Raw genomic sequence first — 17,344 nt, 5'->3', positions numbered from 1 at the left:
AGAACGATCCAGTACCGCCCCGACCTGATCGACGGATGCCTCGCCGGGACCGGACTATCCATCACGACCACGACAACCCGAGTTCAACCTCAGTAGAAGCTCGCCAAAAACACCTGTGAGACAACCTCTTAAGTCGGCTCATTTGCAGGCGACTTCGAGAGCTGTCCTGGGACGACCAGTCGTCTCTCACAGCGGCACCTGCACGGAAATTGAGCCAAAGCTTCGATCCGGCCACTGAAAGCGGCGGACGCACTATTCGCTGCGGGCAGTGCAAGCCGGGCTCTCTCGTGGCGGCGCGCAGGGTGGCGTGCGGCAAGGTCGGGGTTTCCTCCCGTCACAGTCGGCGGTGCGGCGCGATCAAACGGAACTCCATGCCGGAGCCACAGACTGGCTTGGTGTCGCATCAGAGGCCACATTCCACCTCGTTCGGTCAAGATTTACTTTTCCGGAATTCATCTGCATAGTGGCGCCTCGAACTGGTGGCGGGCTGAACGGGGAGGCCTTTTCTTGTCGCAGATCAACGATGGTGCCGCGCGTGAGGTGGAGCTTGAGCGAGTCCAGGTGTCCGTCGTAGGCGAGCTGTTGGACGAGCGGCTGGCCGGGGCGCGGGCGCAACTGGCGCGCGTGCTGGCGTCGCCGCCTGGAAGTGCGGGCGAGACGTACGAGCGGGAGGTGACGGCCGGCCGGCTGGTGAGGGAGGTTCGTCGGCTGGAGGGAGCAGAGGACGGGTTGGTCTTCGGCCGGATCGACCTTGCGGACGGGACCGTCCTGCGGATCGGTCGGCTGGGGCTGCACAGGGACTCGGACGAGCTGCCACTGCTGGTCGATTGGCGGGCCGAGGCCGCTCGGCCTTTCTATGAGGCGACACCGGTTCACCCCATGGGGTTGCGGCGGCGCCGCCATCTGCGTCTGGCGGGACGCACGGTGGTGGGGGTGAGCGATGAGCTGCTTGACGGCTCCGCACCCACCGGACAGGACGTCGTCGGCGACGGCCCGTTGACGGCGGCGCTCCAGGAGAGGCGCACGGGACGTATGAGGACGGCGGTTGCCACGCTCCAGGCCGAGCAGGACGCGATCGTCCGGTCGCCGCACCGTGGGGTGACGGTGGTGCAGGGCGGACCGGGCACCGGAAAGACGGTGGTGGCGCTGCACCGCGCCGCGTATGTGCTGTACGCGTTCCCCAAGGCATCTGAGCGCGGCGTGCTCGTACTGGGGCCGAACGCGCGGTTCCTCGACTACATCTGCCAGGTCCTGCCCTCGCTCGGGGAGAGCGACGTCGTCTTGGCGACGTGCGAGGAACTGGCCGGCGTCGTGCCGGGTGCCGCGGACACCTTCGAGGTGGCGCGCCTGAAGGGTCGTGCCGCACTGGCCGCCGGGCTGGCCGCCGTGGTCCGCTCGCGGCAGGCTCCGGGCGGCGACTTCGACGTCCGGGTCGGGCAGGAATGGATTCATCTGCGGGACAGTGATGTCACACAAGCACGGGAGTCGGCCCAGACCAGTGGTCTCGCGCACAACCGGGCGCGTCGGCTGTTCAAGGAGCTGCTGGTCGACGCCCTCGTCCGTGAGCTTGCCCGCAGTGGCGCCGAGGCGCTCGAACGTATCGACGCCGAGGTGGCGGAACTGACCGGCCTCGACCTTGACCGGGCTGCGGCAGCGGACCTGCGCCGCCTCGGTGTCGACGACACTCCCGCCACAGGTGCCGACGAGTTCGACGCCGAAGCCGTGCGCGCCGACCTTCTGGACGACGCACTGCTCGATCAGGCCGTCGAGGACCTGTGGCCGCGGCTCACGCCCGGCGACGTGGTCCGCGCCCTGCTGACGGATGCCGACCTGCTGGCCGCGCACCTGGGGCAGTTCACCGACGACCAGCGGGCCCTGCTGCGGCGAACGCCCGACGCGCCCTGGACGGACGCCGATGTGCCGCTTCTCGACGAGGCGGCGAGCCTGGTCGACGGCCCGCCCGAGCACGCCTTCGGACACGTCGTCGTCGACGAGGCGCAAGAGCTCACCGTCATGCAGTGGCGGATGATCGAACGCCGTTGCCCTGGCAGGTCGATGACGTTGGTCGGAGATTTCGCCCAGGCAGGACCGGCGACGGTGGCCCGGGACTGGAAGGAGGCCCTCGGCCCGGACCTCGGGCGGCGCTTCGATCTTCGAACCCTGACCGTCAGCTACCGGACCACCCAGGAGATCCTCGCAGCCACAGGGGACTTGCTCGCCCGGATCGCCCCGGGCCGGCCGCCGGTGCGATCGATCCGGCGCGGCGAGGTGCCTCGAACCCTCGCCGCGGCCCCGGAGTCGCTGATTGCCGCCCTCGTACGGGAGCTACGGGAGCAGGGCGCCACGTACCCGGGCGAGTTGGTCGGGGTGATCTGCGCCGATGGCAGGACGGAGCAGCTCACGGATGCGGGGATCGAACAGCATGCCCGACTGGTGCCGGCTTCTCAGGCGCGCGGCTTGGAGTTCGACGCTACCGTCGTGGTCGACCCTGATGAGATCACCGCCGCCCGCCCTGGCGGCGAGCGCGACCTGTACGTCGCCCTGACCAGGGCCACCAAGCGACTGTGCACGATCACCGTCACACCTAGCGTGTAGATCAGGCAGGCGGCCATCGATCGTCCCTCCAGCGAAGGCTTATGCCTGAGGGAGCCGGTCGAGGAAGCCGAGGACGGAGGTGATCCGGCCGTCCTCGGCCAGGGTCACCACGTCCGAGCCGGCGACCGGAGCGGACCCGTCGGCGGTGGACACCAGCTCCCAGCTGAAGCGAGCGATGTGATGGTTGCCGTCCACGTCACCGGCCGGCCTGAACTCGAAGCCCGGGAACTGCTCCTGCGCGCCCCGGATCACCGCGGCGATCTCGTCATGACCGCGCGCATCGGCCAGCGGGTCGGTGTACGTGCCCTCCTCGGACCACGCCACGGCAACCGCCTTGGCCAGAGCGTCGGCGTCGGTGGCGTTCCACGCCTCGAAGTAACGGGTGACAGCAGCAACGTAGATCGACATGACGGGACTCCCGTTCCGGTGAAGTGGTGTGCCAGTCAAGGCAGTCGACTCAGGCTTCGGGCCGGAGTGCGCCGGCCCGAAACCGGATGACCCCACCATGCCGCGCCCCACCCGGACCGCGCGATTACCCCCCGGGTAATGGCTCACCGCCCCGAACGGGTTCAGGGTCGTGCAGTGGTTGTCGGCCCGCGGCGTCGTCCGCCCGCACAACGATCAGGCGATCTTCAAGAGGCACGGTCCAAGCGCTGCCGCGAACGTGTCACGAGGCGCGCGGCAGCGCGAGCCAGTCCTGCCAGGAGATGTCGCGGCCCAGATAACGGGGCTGCTGGAAGGGCCAGTCGGCAGCGATCCACTGCGGCACCAGCGCGTCGAGCGCGCGCTCCACCTCACCACCGACGAGATCGTCCACCACCCACCAGGAGACCTCTCCGTCGGAGCCGATGCGCTCGGGCGGATCGATGTAGACGCAGCCGAGGATCGCCGTCTCCTCCTCGTCCAGCAGCACGTAGTTGAACGACTGGTGCGCGGCTATCTCCTTCTCGTGCCGCAGCAGGTCGAGACGGTCCTCTTCATAGGTCATCGTCTCCTTGGGCCAAGCCCAGGCCGGGCCGAAGATCTCCCACAAGCGCTCTCGGGAGCCCATCACAGCGGGGTAGTCGAGCGCGGTGTCCGCCTCCCGGATCGGCCGCAGGTGAAGCGCTGTGTCGGGGACGGGCACGGACACGGGGTGGACGAAGTCGTCAGGCAGCCAACTCATAAGGGCCGAGGTTATAAGAAGCGGTTCCGACTCGACCGCATCGAGCAGTCGGACGTCCTTGCCCTGCGCCGCCTCAGTGCGGCAGCCTGGGCCTACGTCAGCGACTCCCCTGTCTGGCGCCGACAGCCCCGAGCGCGGCACTCCCGCCGACGTTCAGAGCCTCTTCGTTCTGCGGGCCGGCCCACTGCCCGAAGACCCGGTCAGGCGGGCTGCCACAGCTCGATCCGATTGCCTTCGGGATCGGTGACCCAGCCGAACCGGCCGACACCGTCCATGTCCTGCGTGTCTTCGGCCACGTCCGCACCCTTGGCACGTAGTTGGGCGAGCATCGCATCCAGGTCACGGACCCGGAAGTTGAGCATGGTCTGCTGGGTGCGGGTCCCGAAGTAGTCGGTCTCGGATTCGAACGTCGCGAACACAGTCGGTCCGGTTCCCTGGTGCCACAGGCCGTTCGCATCGGCGTCCAGGCCCAGACAATCGCGATACCACGCGTTCAGGGCCGCCGGGTCGGAGGCCCGCAGGAAGTAACCACCGATTCCAAGCACACGTTCCATACCGGTATCTTGCCAGGACCGTGATCGGGGCGGCTGGCACCACACCAACACCCGCTGCCCGAATGGTCAGTCGGGCTCCGGCAGCACGAGCCAAATCTCGGAGAGGGAGAGGCCGTGCTCTCGACTCACCATCCCGCATGGGCAGCGCAGTGTGGTCCGAAGCCAATCGCAGGTCACGGTCCACGGGCCGTCCTTGCCCCCGCACTCCGGGCACTCGAAGGTTTTGGCTGCCCACACGCCCGTCGCAGGTCTGGTGTGGTGACGGAATCTGCCCATGTATCGGGCCTGCCAGGGCTCGACCGACGGTGTGAGCGGAACAGTGCCGGGCACGCACGTCACGGCAAGGGCGGCGAACAGTTCGGTCAGATCGGGGAGCAGGGCTTCGCCCGCTTCGGTCGGCGGTACCGCGCCTTCCGTTGTCCCCGGCAGGGCTGCGTACCTCGGGGCCGCGGCCGCGAGGGGTGGGTTCGGGACAGCGTGCCAGGGCAGCAAGGCGCGGGCGACTGCGGCCAGGAGCGCGGCTGCAGGCGGGCTGACAGCACCGGCGTCGAGGTGGTGCGCGGTGGTCCGCAGTACGCGTTGAAGCCGTCGGTCCCGGTCTGTCGCTCGGGTCCGCGCCGTGGTCCCGCGCCGGGACGGGAGCGGGGTGGTGAGGCGGGCAAGGACAGCCACCGCCGCCTCGGCGTCCGCCGGGGAGAGGCGCCACTCGCCTGCGGCGAGGAGCTGCCGGGCTCGCCCGGACTCCAACGTGAGAGCCCGTGTCAACAGGGAGCGGTCCGGTCCGATGCGTCTACTCACTCAGCTCGATTGGTCAATGGAGCGGCTCATGGAGGTGTCCGCGCCGTAGAAGCGACCCTGGTCGCACAGGGCATCGATCTCGGCGTTGTCCTCCTCGCTCAGTTGCTCGTCCAGTGCGACGCTGATGACGCGTCGGGCGTTCGCCAGGCGCCGAGCGACATCCCAGTCGGCGATGAATCTGCCCACGGTGTGCTCGTCGGCTGTTCCGGATGCCTGGCGGGATCCGAGTCGGTCGAGGGAGACAACGAACTCGTTCAGGTCCTGCAGAACTGCGACGACCTCGTCGAGGGGCATGCGGATCTCTCGGGAGGACATGTCCATCGGCCGATTCGACTCCAGAGCTCGTGCTCGGGCCCAGATCCTGATCTTGCCGGTCCAGGCTGGTCCAGGAACGGTGCAGCGACCGGTGATCACCGGTGTGTGAAGACGCACGGTCAGGCAGTGGTCGCAGGTCACAGCATAGGTCCTGCTTGTGGGCAGGGCGTGTTGGGGGACGCGTTCCATCGGCGCCTGGCCGTAAGGCATGATCACGGGCATGGCGGAGTCAAGACCGGATCAGCTGGCGCGGTTGTGGGACGAATTCAGGACCTTGCCCTTCCCTTCGGGCTTCTACCAGCGAGAGCCCGATGGTGAATGCATGGTGATGATGGACACGATGCTCTCCGGCTGTGTCTCCTCAGTCATGAACGGCCCCTTGGATGACCAGCGCCGAGACATACTTCGGACACGCACTGCCGTCCTTGGAGAGATCCTGCCGTCCATTGGTGACGACGAGTACGCAACCAAGTACTTCACTCACCTGCACGGGATGGCCGTGCTGGCGGGCGAACTCGACAATGCGCGAAGCGAGTAGTGACTGCCGGATCCGTCAGCCGACGTCGGACTCGCCGTCGATGGCGGTGAGGCGGGGGTTGCCCTGGGGCCGGCAGGCAGCCAGCACGTCGAAGCCGTGGTGGCCGGCGAAGGCGACCGTCTCCGGATGGCTTCGGTGATCGGCTCAGTCGTCAGCCGCGACGAGGACTGAGATCTGCCCAGCCGAACGGTCGATGAGCACGAATTCGTGGAAGCAGTCGTGCACACCGCCCCAGTCATGGAAGGCATCGTCCCCCAGCCCGCTCAGGTAATAGATGTGATCGGCTGCGGACAAGTGGTCGAAAACCTCCTGCTGCAGATCCGCCTCCAGCTCGGCGGGCACTCTCCCGAACTGGTTCGCCCACTGCCGGAGGATGTGTGCGCTCTTCTCCCCGCTGAGGGGTTCGTAGACGTCGGGAGTCACCATCCTCAGCCAATACGGGCCGTGCCTGGTTCCCTCCGGCAGCACCCCACCGCCCGCGTAGTCGTCCCGGAACTGTTCATGTCCGATGAGTGCCGCAAGCAGTTCCCTGTCGCCGACGGACTCCGCAGGGAACGTCAGACGCTTGACATCGACCCACCTGAAGCCGTGCGACCACGGATCCTGGAACGAGTAGTTCCGAAAATTGATGAAGGCGCGCCCCTCGTGGGTGACCTTGTTCTCCATAGCGTCACAGCGTAAGCAGTCGCAGAAGGCGCCTCCTGCGGCCCCATTGGCCCGGGCCGGGAACGCAATCAGTCGCCGGGTCGGAACCGGAGCGCCGACCAGATGTCGTCGATGGCGATCTGCCGTACGGGCCGCACGCCCCGCTCCGAAAGCGCGGCGGCCAGAGTGTCGCGGTTCAGATCTGTTCCGAGCTTTCCGCCCTTCGGGTAAGCCACCCAGGTGAGGGCGTCACGCTGCGCGGCAGAGGTACGTGTGCACGGCAGCACACACTGATGGCCCAGGACACGCGCCGATGAGCAGTGTGCTCATCGCGCCGTCGCCCTGCTTGTCGGGCACGGTGGTCCTCAGCTCGCGCGGGGGTCTACGTGGCATCTGCCTCCCGTCATGGGCTGATCGTAGCGACTGCAGTGCCGGTACCGCCCCTGGGAATGGTCCTGCCGGGAAGGCGGTGGCGCGGGCCCCGGCCATCGTCCTGACCCGCTCGGGCTTGTCGGTTCTCGGCCCTGTCGCGTGGCGTCCCCCGGGGAACCACACTGGTCGGTGGGGCGCCCTCTCGGAGGCGCTTGCCAGCGACGGAAGGACGGACCCATGCCCGCGGACACGCTTCCCGGCCCGCTGCGATTCCTCATCTTCGGCGCGGCGCTGCGGACCGATTCGGCCAACGCCCGCCTTGCCGCCCTCGTGGCCCGGCTCATCTCCGACACCGGTGCCGCCGTCGACCTCGCCAGTATGCACGACTTCGACATGCCCTTGTACGACGGCGACATCGAGGCCGACGAAGGGCTGCCGCAAGGTGCACTCGCCCTACGCGACCGGCTTGAGCAGAGCGACGCCTTCGTCATTTCCTCGCCGGAGTACAACGCCTCCGTGCCGGGAGTGCTGAAGAACGCGATCGACTGGGTCTCGCGCGTCCGGCCGCAGCCGTTCAAGACCAAGCACGCCCTGCTCGTCTCAGCCTCGCCGTCGCTGGTCGGCGGCAACCGCGGGTTGTGGGCCCTGCGGATTCCCCTGGAGCATCTGGGCACCCGCGTCTACCCGGACATGTTCAGCGTGGCCAACAGCTACCAGGCCTTCGCCGAGGACGGAACGCTCTCCGACCCAGGGTTGCAGCAGCGTCTCACCGAGACCGTGTCGGGTTTCCTCAGCCTCGTCGAAGCGGACGTGCGCTACGTCTGCCTGGAACGCCGTTGGTACGAGTTCCTGGGGGACCGTACCGAGGCGGCGATCACCCAGCGGGCCGAGAAGTGATGCCAGAACGCCGCCGGTGAGCGTCGGCGATGCCGGCCGATCACCCGGGGATTCACCCGAGGCGATGCAGAATCGACCGCAGGGCGTCCTCGTCGACCGTGGCCGACCGCCGCGTCTCGCCCGGTCGGACTAGGCCCTGTCGTCAAATTCCCGTCTGCCCCACGACGCCTGGCACGCACTCTCGCCGCACCGGGCGAAAGCCCAACTACGTCCAGTACGAGGACTTCCGCCCGGCACGCCGAGAGCACGCACCAGACGCCGCGAGGCCGCCCTTCGGGCGACGACGGGAATTTGACGACAGGACCTAGCGGCAGCTGCAACCGGTCGCGGCCGGGGCCGCCTCGTCGGTCCGGCTGGTGCAGCAGTCGTCGCCGGCGGCGTTGGGGGCGGTGCTCTTGCCAAGGGTGTCCGCATCGGCCTTCACCACGTAGATCTCCCACGGTTCCTGGCCGGGGCCGTGCACCCAGACCTTGTCCTGGAGGGCGTAGCAGCAGGACGTGTCGTTCTCCTCGAAGGTGGCCAGACCGGCGTCCTTGAGCCTGGTGGTGGCCGCGCTCACCTGCTCTGTGGAATCCACCTCCACGCCGAGGTGGTCGAGGCGGGTCTCCTCTGCGGGCTCACCCTCGATGAGTACGAGCTTGAGCGGGGGCTCGGCGATGGCGAAGTTGGCGTAGCCCTTGCGCCGCTTGGCCGGTTCGACTCCGAAGAGCTTCGAGTAGAAGGTGATCGACGCTTCCAGGTCGCTGACACGCAGGGCGAGCTGAGCACGGGACATGGCATGGACCCCATCTGCTTGCATTGACTTCTTTCAATGCAAGCTTGCGCGCTGGATCGAAAAACGTCAACATAGAGGCATGTCGAAACAAGAGCTTGTGGTGCTCGGGCAGAACGACGAGTCCGCCGCCTGCTGCCCGGGGCTGCTGACCGCGCCCCTCGATGAGGACCAGGCGGCCGGGCTGGCGAAGATGTTCAAGGCCCTGGGCGACCCGGTTCGCCTGCGGCTGCTGTCCATGATCGCCTCGCGGGCGGGCGGTGAGGTCTGCGTGTGCGACCTGACCCCGGCCTTCGACCTCTCCCAGCCGACGATCTCCCACCACCTCAAGCTGCTTCGACAGGCAGGCCTGATCGACTGCGAGCGTCGCGGCACGTGGGTCTATTACTGGGTGCTGCCAGCCACGCTCGAGCGGCTCTCCGCGTTCCTGACCACCACACGGGCGGCGGAGGCCAACGCGTGAGCGCCTCCCTGGCACGGCGGGCCCTCGCTGAGGCTGTCGGTTCGGCCGCCCTGGTCGCGGTGGTGGTCGGCTCCGGGATACAGGCCACCGAGCTGACCCAGGACATCGGCGTGCAACTGCTGGCCAACTCGCTGGCCACCGTCTTTGGACTCGGCGTGCTGATCGCGCTCCTCGGGCCCGTCTCCGGTGCGCACTTCAACCCCGTCGTCACGCTCGTGGCCTGGTTCACCGACCGAGGCACCGGCGAAGGGCTGAACGGCCGTGACGTCGCGGTGTATCTACCGGCTCAGACGGTCGGAGCGGTCGGCGGCGCAGTCCTTGCTGATGCCATGTTCGCCGAGCCGCTGATGCGCTGGTCCACACACGACCGCTCCGCCGGCCACCTGTGGCTGGGCGAGCTGGTGGCGACGGCCGGACTCATCCTGCTGATCTTCGGACTCGGCCGCACCGGCCGTGCCCACTTCGCCCCCATGGCCGTGGCGTCCTACATCGGAGCGGCGTACTGGTTCACGTCGTCCACCTCGTTCGCCAACCCGGCTGTCACCATCGGCCGCGCCTTCACCGACACGTTCGCCGGCATCGCTCCCGCCTCGGTCGGCCCATTCCTCGCCGCACAGACTGCCGGTGCCGCTCTCGGGCTGGGGCTGGTCGTCGCGCTGTTCGGGCGTACGGAACCGGTGCGCACCGCTCCCCTGCCCACCGTGGTCGAACCCGAACCCGAACCCGAACTCGCCGCGCCCTCCCACCCCTGAACTGCCGCCCCCAGAAAGAAATCCGCCATGAGCACTCCCGCCGAACGTCCGTCCGTGCTGTTCGTCTGCGTCCACAACGCCGGACGCTCACAGATGGCCGCCGCCTATCTGACCCACCTTGCCGGCGACCGCGTCCAGGTCCGCTCGGCCGGTTCCGCTCCCGCCGGCACCGTCAACCCGGCCGTCGTCGAGGCCATGGCCGAAGCGGGCATCGACATCTCGGCCGAAGTGCCCAAGGTGCTTACGGTCGAGGCCGTTCAGGCGTCCGACGTCGTGATCACGATGGGGTGCGGCGACACGTGCCCCGTCTTCCCCGGAAAGCACTACCTCGACTGGGAGCTCCCCGACCCGGCCGGACAGGGCGTCGAAGCCGTTCGCCCGATCCGTGACGAGATCGAAAAGCGCATCCGCGGCCTGATCGAGGAGATCAGCCCAGCGGAATAAACCCGTTCGACGTCTTCGAGATCGTGGCACGATGTGCGGCATGACGACGAACCGAAAGGTCCATGCCGCGTAGACGGCCAGGTCGCATCCGGGCCGGCGTTCCCCGCCACCGGACACAAGAAGCAAGGCCGGACATCGACGGCCTGTCCTCGCGTGCACTCGCCGAGATCCTCCGCCTCGAACGCAGCCGTAACTATCTGCAGCCAGGAGATGTCAGCGCGGCCGTACGCCTGTGGAAGGACTACGTCCACCGCCCTGAGCGCCAGCTGTGGCGTGAGTACGAGTGGGGCAGCGTGCACTGGTACTGCTGCGGCGATCCCTTCGAGGCACGTGCTCTCCTGGACACCGTGTTGCAGGCCATGTCACCTGGAAACGCTCGCGAACTACGGCGGATCGTCAGCCGGTTTGACGCCGCCTGGGACCAACCGTCCAGCCGGGGCCTGCGATGACGCCATTGTCAAACACACCTGCACCTGATCGAAATGTTCTCTCAGACGTGCGTGAGGAGACGCTCCAGCGGCCGGGGAACGCAGTCGAGGTGCAAGTGCGTGACGAGCGCCTGCGCGTAGAGTGCCTTGCGGCCGCTGTGCGTACCCATGAAGCGCCGCAGTTGGTGTTCCACGGGCCGTTCCCGCTGGGCCGGCTGGCTCTGGAAGGTGCGGAAGGGCCGCATCTCGCCCTGGGCCTCGATCACCTGCTGCACGTCATCGGCCCCGACAGCCCGGATCAGCTCGTCCTCCAGATCGGCGACGCACACATGGAACCCTGCTGTCTCCAGTTCGGCGTGCGGGAGCTCGGATCCGAGCCCGACCCGCTCGAGATGACGCCGGAAGTGCCGCTCCTCGCCTATGTCGTAGAGACCGGCCAGTGGGAGGCCCAGCCCCGGAGGACCACACACGTCCAGGAAACGCCCGATGTTCGTCGCACCGCCGAGCGAAACCACCGCGACGCCCTCTGTGCCGAGATCGCGGCCGTAGCGGGTGGCCAGCGCTTCGAGCGCGGCCTGATCACTGGTCCCCTCGACGAGTACGATCGTCCGCACACGGCCGCCGTCGGCCAGTTCCCGTGCCGCCGCGGCGGCCGCATCCGCCTCCGCTCCGCCGGCCGCCCACGCCGTCAGCGCCAGACGGAATCGCCTCAACTCGTCCACGAGACCTCGCTTCCTGTCGCCATCCTGGCACGGCCGAGATCCCGTTCGCACACACGTTTTCCGGGGGCGATGAGTCAAGGCGTCGAAGGTCGGAGGAGGCGCGACTTCAGGTGAACGGTAGCTTCGGTCAGGTTCGAGTGACCTGGTTCGAGGGCGCGCACCCGCGCACGGACAGGAACGCGCCCTGACCGCGGCGGCAACCTCGAACCCGATCCGACCTGCCCCCGCAGGCCTTCCCACGCCCCGGCAGCACGGCGTTTCCCGCACCTTCCAGCGCTGTCTCCGGTCTAGGCTCGGCCCGTGGGGCAGCCGCAGCAGCGCGCCGAGGGCGCGGGACCGTTCACCACCAGGCTTACTTGGCATCCTCCCGGTGGCGGCACCGCAGTGTGGGACTCGCGGAGCGCGCGTCGGCGTGGAACGCTCGCCGTCCGTCCGCCCGGTGCGGCGGACAGCCGGCCCACCAGTGCGGATGCCGTTGCCATCGGTCGACTGCGCAGACTCAATGTCATCGCGGCGCTCGCCTTCGTCGTCGGCGGAGCCCTCTTCGCCGCCGGCGCCGCTGTTGCCCAGTTCGGCTCGGGCGACGCCACCACGTGCGCCTCCATCTACTTCGTGGGCGGCTTGTTCTTCAACACCGGCGGGTACGTCTCACTGCTTCAGGTGATCAACTCGCCCCGCCACGTCGCCGGCGGCGAAGGCCGACTGATCACCCGCCGATGGCGGTGGTGGAGCTACGAGCCGATGCGGGTGGACTGGCTGAGCGCGTTCGTCCTCTTCGTGGGCACCCTCGTCTTCGCCGTCTCGCTGCTGGACTCGTTCCTGCGGGGTCTGAGCGTCCAGCAGGTCAACCGGCTGATCTGGGCGCCCGACCTGGTCGGCTGTGTGTTCTTCCTGGTCTCCGGGCACCTGGGCTTCGTCGAGATCTGCCACGGTCGGCCCTGCGTCCGCCCACACAGCCTCGGCTGGTGGATCGTCGCTGTGAACCAGTTCGGGTCCGTCCTGTTCATGGTCTCAGCGGTCGCCGCGTTCACCCGCCCCGCCACCGGAAGTCTGGTCAGTGCCGGCATCGCCAACTGGGGCACCCTCACTGGCGCCCTGTGCTTCTCACTCGGCGGCCTCCTCCAGCTCCGCGAACACCCGTAGGAGGCACGGCACGGCTGCACGGCTGCACTGACATTGATCCTGGTACCGTCCGACCAGTAGTGCACGCCGCCGACACCTCCGCCGACGCCGCCGGCGAGGCTCGTCAGTGGTGGTGGCCGTGGCGGCCGAGGGTCTCCACGGGGGTCGCGCCGGGGCGGGTCCACTGCGGTACGGGTCGGCTGGTGGGGCCCCAGGTGGCGTTCCCGTCCGCGTCCGAGCGCCAGGACCAGCACGGGCTGCCGCCTTCGGGCCGGCCCTCGGGGTTGTCCTCCCACGCCTCGCCGCGGCCGTAGGGCGTCATGTCGAGCAGACCCAGGGACCCGTTGACCCGCTCGTTGCCACGGCCCGTCGTGGAGTACGTGAGGAACACGCGGTCGCCGACGCGCAGGAAGCAGGTGAGGTAACCCATGTCGCCGCCGACCGGTCCCTCCACGTCGCGTACCGAGTACCAGGGCTGGGTGTAGCCCATGAACTCGACGTAGGAGGCGACCTCGTCCCACTGGCCCGTGGTCAGGACGGCGAACGAGACGCCGCGGGCGTTGAGGTAGACGGCGTCCTTCAGGTGCCAGGCCGTGGTGGTGCAGCCCTCGCACTGCCCCTGGGGCGGCGCGCCGTCGTACCACATGTGCTTGTAGACCACGAGCTCGTCGCGGCCCTGGAACAGGTCCAGGAACGGGACCGGGCCGTCGGGTCCGACGACTTCGGCCCTTCCGTCGAACTCCACCATCGGCAGCCGGCGGCGGGCCGCGGCGAGGGCGTCGCCCTCGTGGGTGTAAGCCTTCTCGCGGACCAGGAGCTCGTCACGGGCGGCCTGCCAGGTGGCCAGGTCGACGACGGGCGGGCGTCCGGGCAGCGCGGGGGTCTGGTCACTCGGCGTGGTCGTCATGGTGTCCTCCGTGGTGTCTGGTGCAGGGCAGCGTCGTACGCCGTCCTACGACGGTCACCACAAGAGACTCGTGGCCCGGCCGGAACTCATCGCGGCAGGGGGCGCACTCGGCCTGGCGGGCACGGGCCCGTGGGGCTGACGAGTGCACGGACGCGCTCCCGGTCCGGCCTCCGCGCCGTCTCAGCCGGTGTGAAGGATTCGGAAGCGATCGGGTTCCGCCGGATCTCGGTCGACGACCTGGACCGGCGGCCAAGCCCATTGCGAGACACTGATGCCTGGGGTGCGGGAGAACCGGATCTTCCCGCGGGTGCCCTCGAATGCGACGCGCGACCAGGATTCCGCAGTGCGCGCCCGGTCCGTGCCGTGAGAACGCAGCACGTCGGCGAGGAGGGCGACCGTGTCGTAGCCCTCGAAGGCGACGAAGGAGGGCGCTTCGGCCAGCCGCTCGCGCAGGGCCGTCCCGACTCGTACACCGAGTGGGCTGAGGCGCTCGGGGAGGTAGCGCAAGAACGGGATCGCGGCGCCGTCGCCGCCCAGCAACGTCGGCCATTCGGCGAACTCCGGTTGCCCGGCCGGAGCGCCGATCATGATCTCGGCAAGACGCTCGTCGTGGCGGACGGCCTTGACGATCGGCACGGCCGGCTCCGGGTGCCCGACCAGCAGCAGGAGTGCTGTTGCGCGATTCTCGACGAGTTCGTCGCACAAGGCCGTGGGGTCTGGCGCGGGCACGTCGAGTTCGATGACGGTGCCGCCGCGTGGAGTGAGGTGGTCCCGCAGGATGCGGGTTCCGGAGGCCCAGTAGACACTCGGCTGGGCTGCTACGGCGATTCGGCTGTGGCCCGCCCCGAGGAGGAAGTCCGCGTAGATCTGCCAGCCGTGGGACTGCGCCGGGGCGAGGCGCGCGACCCATTCCGTCGGCCGTTCGGTGAGCGCGTCGAGAACCGCTGACGAGCAGAGGAAGGGCAGACCGAGGGCGTCGGCCCTGGCGGCAGCGGCGCGAGCGACGACGCTGTGGTACTCCCCCGCCAAGGCGGCCACGCCCAGGCGAGCCAGTTCGTCCACGGCCGCAGCGGCCCTCTGCGGATCAGCCGCGGTGTCTCGTACCACCAGTTCGAGTGGCCTTCCGGCGATCCCGCCGGCGTCGTTGACTTCGTCAACGGCCAGCTCGAGTCCGGCGAGCAGGTGTCGGCCTGCCTCGACCCAGCCAGGCCGGGTCAGCGGAACGAGAGCGCCGATCCGGACGGGTGAGCCGTCAGTCCGCTCCGCCCCAGGTGGCGGGGGTGGCGTATTCATACGTGGGGTCCTCCCCACTGGCGATTCGGATGGAGTTGGCCCAAATCGCGGAGTGGCAGGGCCCGGTGGCACGCGTTCGTCTCATCTCGCCGTGGCGGGCGCACCTGGGTGACCATGCCGGACATTGCATCCACCACCTTCGCCAACAGGCAACCGATTTTCTGTTTCCTCCTGAGCAGCGTTCGGAGGTGCCGGCGATGTCACGGGCGGGGTTGGTGCCGGCAGACGTCCGGGCCCCGCAGCGGCGGCACGTCAGGGGCCGCCGTCGTGGCGTCGGCTCGTCTCCGGGAACGCGCTTCCCCGAGCCGAGTGCATCAGGGATCATGAAGCATGCGTCTGGATGACTGGCACCTCACCGAAGACATCGACGACTTTCTCGCCCGGGCCGGAGAGTTCCTGCGTTCGCGCCCCGCCCTGCACAACACGCCGCTGACGGTGATCGAAAGACTGCGGAGGCATGGGGCGGACGCATACGGCGCCGGGGCCGCGGTCTTCGGCCACCTCGAGCAGTCGGGCGAGGTGCGCGCCATCTTCTACCGCCTTGCGACCCAGCGCCTGACCCTCACCCCCCTCTCCCCCGAGCAGGCCGACGCCCTCGCCGCCCATCTGGCCGACCTCGGTCACTCCTTCTCCGGCGTCACCGCGGACCACGACACCGCCACGGCGTTCGCCGAGGCATGGCAGCGGCACACCGGCACAGCGCCGGTACGCGACTGGCGGGGACGTCTCTACCGGCTCGGCACGCTCACCCCGCCGGAGCCGCGCCCGGACGGCCGGGGTCGCGTCCTGGGCGCGCAGGACCATGAGCAACTCATCCACTGGTGCAACGAGTTCGCCGCCGACGTCGGAGAAGCCCCCACCCTGGACGCCGAATCCTGGGCCAAGTCACGCTTCGCCGACAAGCACTTCACGTTCTGGGAGGCCCCGGCCGGCACTCCCGTCTCCATGGCAGGCTCGACTTCGATGGTCGGCGGCATGATCCGGGTCGACCCCGTCTACACTCCGGCTCACCTCCGGGGTCTCGGCTACGCGGGCGCCGTGACGGTCGAGGTGAGCCGGGCCGCACTGGCCGCCGGCGCGACGGACGTGGTCCTGTTCACGAACCCGGCCAACACCACCAGCAACGCCCTCTACCAGCGCATCGGATACCTCCCGGTCACCTACTTCACCGGGTACAGACTCTCCGGCAACGCGCCTGAAGCCGGTTAGCACTTCAGCCGTGGAGCGTTGTGTGCCCTGCTCTTGGGACCGACTGCCGGTGGCGGAAACCCGGGTGGCCTCGGCGCGCCGTCCGGGTACAGTCGGGCGGTGCCTGAGCTGAAGCGACTGCAAGCCGGCGATGCCGCCGCGGTCCTGGCCTTCGAGCTTGCGAACCGCGCCTACTTCGCCGCCTCGGTCTCCGACCGCGGTGACGAGTTCTTCGACCAGTTCACCGACCGGTACAGCGCCTTGCTGACTGAGCAAGAGGCCGGCATCAGCGCCTTCTACGTGCTCGTCGCCGAGGATGGCTCGGTACTGGGCCGGTTCAACCTGTACGACTTCGAGGACGGCACGGCCGAGCTCGGCTACAGGGTCGCGCAGCATGTCACCGGCCGCGGTGTGGCGACCGCGACCGTCCGGGAGCTGTGCCGGCTGGCGGCGGCGCGGCACGGGCTGCGCACACTGCGGGCGGCCACCTCCCACGGCAACACCGCGTCCCAGAGGGTGCTCGCCAAGGCGGGTTTCGCTCCGGTTGGCCCGGCCGACCCGATTGACCTCGGTGGTAAGGACGGCACGTGGTACGAGCGCGACCTGGTGCTCCATAGGTAGCCATGCCGCCCAGTATGCGAAGCAGACGCGGCGGCTCGCGAGGACCATCCTGCCGTCAACATGCAGATCCCTGCCGGGAGATGAGCGTCAGAGTCCCCCTGTTATGGTGCACCCGTGTCATCGATCAAGCAGTTCCAAGTCACCTTCGACTGCGCAGAACCTGAGCGCGTCGCTCGCTTTTGGTGCGAGGTGTTGGGGTACGTCGTCTCGCCGCCGAAGGGGTTCGACACTTGGGACGATTTCGACCGCTCCCGGCCTCCTGAGGATCGGGGTTCATGGTTCGCCTGCAGTGACCCCTCAGGTGTGGGCCCGCGGCTGTTCTTCCAGCGCGTTCCCGAGGGGAAAGTGGTCAAGAATCGCGTGCATCTCGATGTGCGGGTCGGCACGGGGCTCGTGGGTGAGGAGCGCCTCGCCACGCTCGAAGCCGAGTGCACACGACTGCTCGCGATCGGCGCGGTACGCGTGCGACTTCTGTACGACGGCAACGATTCGTGCATCCTGATGCAGGACGTCGAGGGCAACGAGTTCTGTCTCGACTGAGCGGTCGGTCGCGAGAAGGGCGCGCACCCAGGCGTAGGTGCGCCGCGGCTGGGGCTGTGGCGTGGTGAATACGGGCGCCTCGCATCCCGGGGACGAAGCCGTGCAACGCACAGCCGGCGACCGGCGCGCACGGTTGGTGCATGCGGCCGTCGTTCACGTCGCAGCACACGGCATCGCGGACCTGAGCCTGCGCCGCCTGGGTGACGTGATCGC

Annotated in this window: 20 protein-coding genes and 1 pseudogene; 11 read left to right on the top strand and 10 right to left on the bottom strand. The window is 68.6% G+C overall.

Annotated elements, in window-relative coordinates; translation table 11 throughout:
• Positions 1 to 507: 507 nt before the first annotated feature.
• The gene (locus FB157_RS40135; protein ID WP_145885718.1) at positions 508 to 2,595 is read left to right on the top strand and encodes an AAA family ATPase; all 2,088 of its coding nucleotides are present in this window, start codon (positions 508 to 510) and stop codon (positions 2,593 to 2,595) included.
• Between the two features lie 39 nt (positions 2,596 to 2,634).
• Here the strand turns inward: FB157_RS40135 and FB157_RS40130 are convergent, their stop codons facing one another.
• The 4 genes from FB157_RS40130 to FB157_RS48090 form a co-directional block, all read right to left on the bottom strand.
• Positions 2,635 to 3,003, bottom strand: a complete 369-nt coding sequence (locus FB157_RS40130; RefSeq protein WP_145885716.1) for a nuclear transport factor 2 family protein — start codon at positions 3,001 to 3,003, stop codon at positions 2,635 to 2,637.
• 259 nt (positions 3,004 to 3,262) lie between these two features.
• Entirely contained in the window at positions 3,263 to 3,760 is a 498-nt protein-coding gene (locus FB157_RS40125) for an N-acetyltransferase (RefSeq protein ID WP_145885714.1), read from the bottom strand.
• A gap of 200 nt (positions 3,761 to 3,960) precedes the next feature.
• Complete coding sequence (locus tag FB157_RS40120; RefSeq protein WP_145885712.1) at positions 3,961 to 4,314, bottom strand: VOC family protein; 354 nt, start codon at positions 4,312 to 4,314, stop codon at positions 3,961 to 3,963.
• 798 nt (positions 4,315 to 5,112) lie between these two features.
• The gene (locus tag FB157_RS48090; RefSeq protein ID WP_222441013.1) at positions 5,113 to 5,406 is read right to left on the bottom strand and encodes a hypothetical protein; all 294 of its coding nucleotides are present in this window, start codon (positions 5,404 to 5,406) and stop codon (positions 5,113 to 5,115) included.
• Positions 5,407 to 5,647: 241 nt separating this feature from the next.
• Here FB157_RS48090 and FB157_RS40105 point away from each other — a divergent pair, with 241 nt between their 5' ends.
• Entirely contained in the window at positions 5,648 to 5,965 is a 318-nt protein-coding gene (locus FB157_RS40105) for a hypothetical protein (protein WP_145885706.1), read from the top strand.
• Positions 5,966 to 6,109: 144 nt separating this feature from the next.
• Here FB157_RS40105 and FB157_RS40095 read toward each other — a convergent pair whose 3' ends face one another.
• Together FB157_RS40095 and FB157_RS47740 are read right to left on the bottom strand one after the other, a co-directional pair.
• Positions 6,110 to 6,631: a hypothetical protein gene (locus tag FB157_RS40095; RefSeq protein ID WP_145885704.1), complete on the bottom strand. Its 522-nt coding sequence runs from the start codon at positions 6,629 to 6,631 to the stop codon at positions 6,110 to 6,112.
• Positions 6,632 to 6,699: 68 nt separating this feature from the next.
• The gene (locus FB157_RS47740) at positions 6,700 to 6,846 is read right to left on the bottom strand and encodes a hypothetical protein (protein ID WP_186581894.1); all 147 of its coding nucleotides are present in this window, start codon (positions 6,844 to 6,846) and stop codon (positions 6,700 to 6,702) included.
• A gap of 373 nt (positions 6,847 to 7,219) precedes the next feature.
• Between FB157_RS47740 and FB157_RS40090 the strand changes: the two genes are divergently transcribed.
• Positions 7,220 to 7,879, top strand: a complete 660-nt coding sequence (locus FB157_RS40090; RefSeq protein WP_145885702.1) for an NADPH-dependent FMN reductase — start codon at positions 7,220 to 7,222, stop codon at positions 7,877 to 7,879.
• Between the two features lie 304 nt (positions 7,880 to 8,183).
• On the opposite strand, the gene FB157_RS40085 is transcribed toward FB157_RS40090, so the two are convergent.
• Positions 8,184 to 8,654: an ArsI/CadI family heavy metal resistance metalloenzyme gene (locus FB157_RS40085; RefSeq protein ID WP_145885700.1), complete on the bottom strand. Its 471-nt coding sequence runs from the start codon at positions 8,652 to 8,654 to the stop codon at positions 8,184 to 8,186.
• A gap of 79 nt (positions 8,655 to 8,733) precedes the next feature.
• Here FB157_RS40085 and FB157_RS40080 point away from each other — a divergent pair, with 79 nt between their 5' ends.
• The 4 genes from FB157_RS40080 to FB157_RS40065 all read left to right on the top strand — a co-directional run bounded on the left by FB157_RS40080 (position 8,734) and on the right by FB157_RS40065 (position 10,759).
• Positions 8,734 to 9,114: a helix-turn-helix transcriptional regulator gene (locus FB157_RS40080; protein WP_145885698.1), complete on the top strand. Its 381-nt coding sequence runs from the start codon at positions 8,734 to 8,736 to the stop codon at positions 9,112 to 9,114.
• Positions 9,111 to 9,866, top strand: coding sequence for an MIP/aquaporin family protein (locus FB157_RS40075; protein WP_145885696.1), 756 nt, complete (start codon positions 9,111 to 9,113; stop codon positions 9,864 to 9,866). Before FB157_RS40080 ends, FB157_RS40075 begins: the two co-directional genes overlap by 4 nt.
• 27 nt (positions 9,867 to 9,893) lie before the next feature.
• On the top strand, positions 9,894 to 10,310 hold the full coding sequence (locus FB157_RS40070; protein ID WP_145885694.1) for an arsenate reductase ArsC: 417 nt from the start codon (positions 9,894 to 9,896) through the stop codon (positions 10,308 to 10,310).
• A gap of 62 nt (positions 10,311 to 10,372) precedes the next feature.
• Positions 10,373 to 10,759: a hypothetical protein gene (locus FB157_RS40065; RefSeq protein ID WP_261386838.1), complete on the top strand. Its 387-nt coding sequence runs from the start codon at positions 10,373 to 10,375 to the stop codon at positions 10,757 to 10,759.
• 41 nt (positions 10,760 to 10,800) lie between these two features.
• Here the strand turns inward: FB157_RS40065 and FB157_RS40060 are convergent, their stop codons facing one another.
• Positions 10,801 to 11,460: an ATP-dependent endonuclease gene (locus FB157_RS40060; RefSeq protein ID WP_145885691.1), complete on the bottom strand. Its 660-nt coding sequence runs from the start codon at positions 11,458 to 11,460 to the stop codon at positions 10,801 to 10,803.
• Between the two features lie 300 nt (positions 11,461 to 11,760).
• Here FB157_RS40060 and FB157_RS40055 point away from each other — a divergent pair, with 300 nt between their 5' ends.
• Positions 11,761 to 12,603, top strand: coding sequence for a hypothetical protein (locus tag FB157_RS40055; protein ID WP_145885689.1), 843 nt, complete (start codon positions 11,761 to 11,763; stop codon positions 12,601 to 12,603).
• Positions 12,604 to 12,706: 103 nt separating this feature from the next.
• Here FB157_RS40055 and FB157_RS40050 read toward each other — a convergent pair whose 3' ends face one another.
• Both FB157_RS40050 and FB157_RS40045 read right to left on the bottom strand, forming a co-directional pair.
• Positions 12,707 to 13,489: a DUF899 family protein gene (locus tag FB157_RS40050; protein ID WP_145885687.1), complete on the bottom strand. Its 783-nt coding sequence runs from the start codon at positions 13,487 to 13,489 to the stop codon at positions 12,707 to 12,709.
• A 180-nt stretch (positions 13,490 to 13,669) separates the two neighbouring features.
• Positions 13,670 to 14,907, bottom strand: a pseudogene (locus tag FB157_RS40045) (ABC transporter substrate-binding protein).
• Between the two features lie 205 nt (positions 14,908 to 15,112).
• On the opposite strand from FB157_RS40045, the gene FB157_RS40040 reads away from it, so the two are divergent.
• The 3 genes from FB157_RS40040 to FB157_RS40030 all read left to right on the top strand — a co-directional run bounded on the left by FB157_RS40040 (position 15,113) and on the right by FB157_RS40030 (position 17,131).
• Positions 15,113 to 15,991: a GNAT family N-acetyltransferase gene (locus tag FB157_RS40040; protein ID WP_145885683.1), complete on the top strand. Its 879-nt coding sequence runs from the start codon at positions 15,113 to 15,115 to the stop codon at positions 15,989 to 15,991.
• A gap of 99 nt (positions 15,992 to 16,090) precedes the next feature.
• Entirely contained in the window at positions 16,091 to 16,591 is a 501-nt protein-coding gene (locus tag FB157_RS40035; RefSeq protein ID WP_145885680.1) for a GNAT family N-acetyltransferase, read from the top strand.
• Positions 16,592 to 16,705: 114 nt separating this feature from the next.
• On the top strand, positions 16,706 to 17,131 hold the full coding sequence (locus tag FB157_RS40030; protein WP_145885678.1) for a VOC family protein: 426 nt from the start codon (positions 16,706 to 16,708) through the stop codon (positions 17,129 to 17,131).
• Positions 17,132 to 17,344 lie beyond the last annotated feature (213 nt).

Source organism: Streptomyces sp. BK340 (assembly GCF_007827595.1).
Classification (GTDB): domain Bacteria; phylum Actinomycetota; class Actinomycetes; order Streptomycetales; family Streptomycetaceae; genus Streptomyces.
The sequence above is the reverse complement of the archived record's forward strand: the minus strand, read 5'-3'. Positions and strand labels throughout refer to the sequence as shown.